Source organism: Streptomyces sp. WG5 (assembly GCF_049974565.1).
Taxonomy (GTDB): domain Bacteria; phylum Actinomycetota; class Actinomycetes; order Streptomycetales; family Streptomycetaceae; genus Streptomyces.
Window position 1 is genome coordinate 1 of sequence record NZ_JBNGGC010000104.1, and the last position, 2,662, is coordinate 2,662.

Genomic DNA, 2,662 nt, shown 5'->3' on the forward strand with positions numbered 1-2,662 from the left:
GGAATCCAGCAGTTCCACCGCCATACCGGCCCACTGCGAACCCTGCCCCGGGAACACGAACACCGTCTTGCCACCGAGGGCCGAGCCCTGGACGACGTGCGACGACGGCTCGCCCGCCACCAGAGCGGTGAGGGCCCGCACGTAGTCCGCCGGCTCGCTGCCGACGAGGACGGCGCGCCGTGCGTGTGCGGCACGGGTGGTGGCCAGGGAGTGGCCCACGTCGGCGGGTCGCAGGCCGGGGTGGGCGCCCAGGTGCGCGAGGAGGCGTTCGGCCTGGCCGCGCAGCGCGTTCTCGCTCTTGGCGGTCAGGGTCCAGGGCAGGACGTCCGAGGCGCCCGGCGCGGACGAGTCACGGAGCGCCGCGATCAGGACCGGAGGCTGCTCCGCGTCCGTGGCCGCCCCGTCGGCGGTCTCCGCGGCCTCGGCATCCGTCCCGGCATCGGCGGGGACGGCTGCGGGGGCGGGGGCCGTCGCCTCCTCGATGATGATGTGCGCGTTGGTGCCACTGACGCCGAAGGACGACACGGCCACCCGGCGCGGGCGACCGGTCTCCGGCCACTCCTGCTCCTCGGTCAGCAGGGAGACCGCACCGGCCGACCAGTCCACGGTGGACGAGGGCTTGTCGACGTGGAGGGTCCTGGGGAGCTTGCCGTTGCGGATCGCCATGACCATCTTGATGATGCCCGCGACACCGGCGGCGGCCTGGGTGTGACCGATGTTCGACTTGATCGAGCCGAGCCACAGCGGCTGTTCGTCGCTGTGCTCCTTGCCGTAGGTGGCCAGCAGGGCCTGCGCCTCGATGGGGTCGCCCAGCGTGGTGCCGGTGCCGTGGGCCTCGACCGCGTCGACCTCGGAGGGCGCGAGGCGAGCGTCGGCCAGGGCCGCGCGGATCACCCGCTGCTGGGACGGGCCGTTGGGGGCCGTCAGGCCGTTGCTGGCACCGTCCTGGTTGACGGCGGATCCGCGGATCACGGCGAGCACGGGGTGGCCGTTGGCGCGGGCGTCCGACAGGCGCTCGACCAGCAGCATGCCGGCGCCCTCCGCCCAGCCGGTGCCGTCGGCCGCGTCCGCGAAGGACTTGCAGCGGCCGTCGAAGGACAGGCCGCGCTGCCGGCTGAACTCGGTGAAGGTGCCCGGTGTGGCCATGACGGTGGCGCCGCCGGCCAGGGCGAGCGAGCACTCGCCCTTGCGGAGCGACTGCATGGCCAGGTGCAGTGTGACGAGCGACGACGAGCACGCCGTGTCGACGGTGAGGGCCGGCCCCTCCAGGCCGAAGGTGTACGACACGCGGCCCGACGCGACGCTGCTGGAGGCACCGGTGACGAGGTAGCCCTCCGCCTCCTCGGGGATGGACCACAGCCGCGCCGCGTAGTCGTGGTACATGACGCCCGCGAAGACACCGGTCCGGCTGCCGCGCAGCGAGGCCGGGTCGATCCCGGCCCGCTCGAACACCTCCCACGAGGTCTCCAGCAGGAGCCGCTGCTGCGGGTCCATCGCCAGTGCCTCACGCGGCGAGATCCCGAAGAACGCGGGGTCGAACCAGTTGGCGTCGTGCAGGAATCCGCCTTGCTGCACGTAGCTCGTGCCCTGCCCGTCGGGGCCGGCGTCGAAGAGCCGCTCCATGTCCCAGCCGCGGTCGGTGGGGAACGGGGAGATGGCGTCGGTCCCCTCGGACACCAGCCGCCACAGGTCCTCGGGCGACTCGACGCCGCCGGGGTAGCGGCAACTCATGCCGACGATCGCGATCGGTTCCGGCTCCGCCGACTCGACCTCTTGAAGGCGGCGGCGGGTCTCGTGGAGATCGGCCGTCACGCGCTTCAGGAAGTACCGAAGCTTTTCCTCGTTCATGCTTGCATCCCTCGTACGGAAGTCAGAAAGGCGGAGTCGTGGGAAGGGCGGGCCGGACCGTCGCGTCAGGAGATCCCGAATTCCTTGCCGATGAAGTCGAAGAGGTCGTCATCGGTGGCGGTCTCCAGCGCTTCGGCCACGTCGGCGCCGTCGGAAGCCGACGGCTCTCCGGCCGTGCTCCACGCCGCCAGCAGGGCCTGCAGCCGCTCGGTGATCCGGTTCCGGCCGTCGTCGTCCGGTACGGCCTCCACGAGCGTCCGCTCGAGGCGGTCCAGTTCGGCGAGGAGCGGGGGAACCGCCGCGACGCCGCCCTGCCAGAGCTCGTCCCGCAGGAATTCCACGATGGCGTTCGGGGTCGGGTAGTCGAAGACGAGCGTGGCGGGGAGCCGTACACCCGTCGCCGCACCCAGGCGGTTGCGGAGCTCGACGGCGGTGAGGGAGTCGAAGCCGACGTCGCTGAACGACCGTGCGCCGTCGACCGCTTCGGGACCTGCGAAGCCGAGCACGCCCGCGACGTGACCGCGGACCAGCTCCAGCAGCGCTTCCTGCCGTCCCTCCTGCGAGAGGCCGGCCAGGCGCTCCCGAAGGGCGGCGCCTCCCTGCGCGCCGGCGTCGGCAGTGCCCACAGCGCGGCGGGCCGGGACGCGGACGAGGCCGCTCAACAGCGGCGGCAGCATGCCTCCCGCAGTGACCTGGGCGCGCAGAGCGGCCAGGTCGAGCTTGACGGGCACGAACGCCGCCGTGGGCGAGGCGGCCGCGGTGTCGAAGAGGGCCAGGCCCTCCTGCTCCGACAGTGCGTTCACACCACCGCGTC

2 protein-coding genes are annotated in these 2,662 nt (G+C 72.7%); both read right to left on the reverse strand.

Features of this window, described 5'->3' with window-relative positions; genetic code table 11:
- Positions 1 to 1,848: type I polyketide synthase (locus ACP4IX_RS36020; RefSeq protein ID WP_426558840.1), on the reverse strand; the 1,848-nt coding region annotated here is incomplete at its 3' end.
- A gap of 65 nt (positions 1,849 to 1,913) precedes the next feature.
- The coding region (locus ACP4IX_RS36025; RefSeq protein WP_426558842.1) for a beta-ketoacyl reductase at positions 1,914 to 2,662 on the reverse strand (749 nt) is incomplete at its 5' end.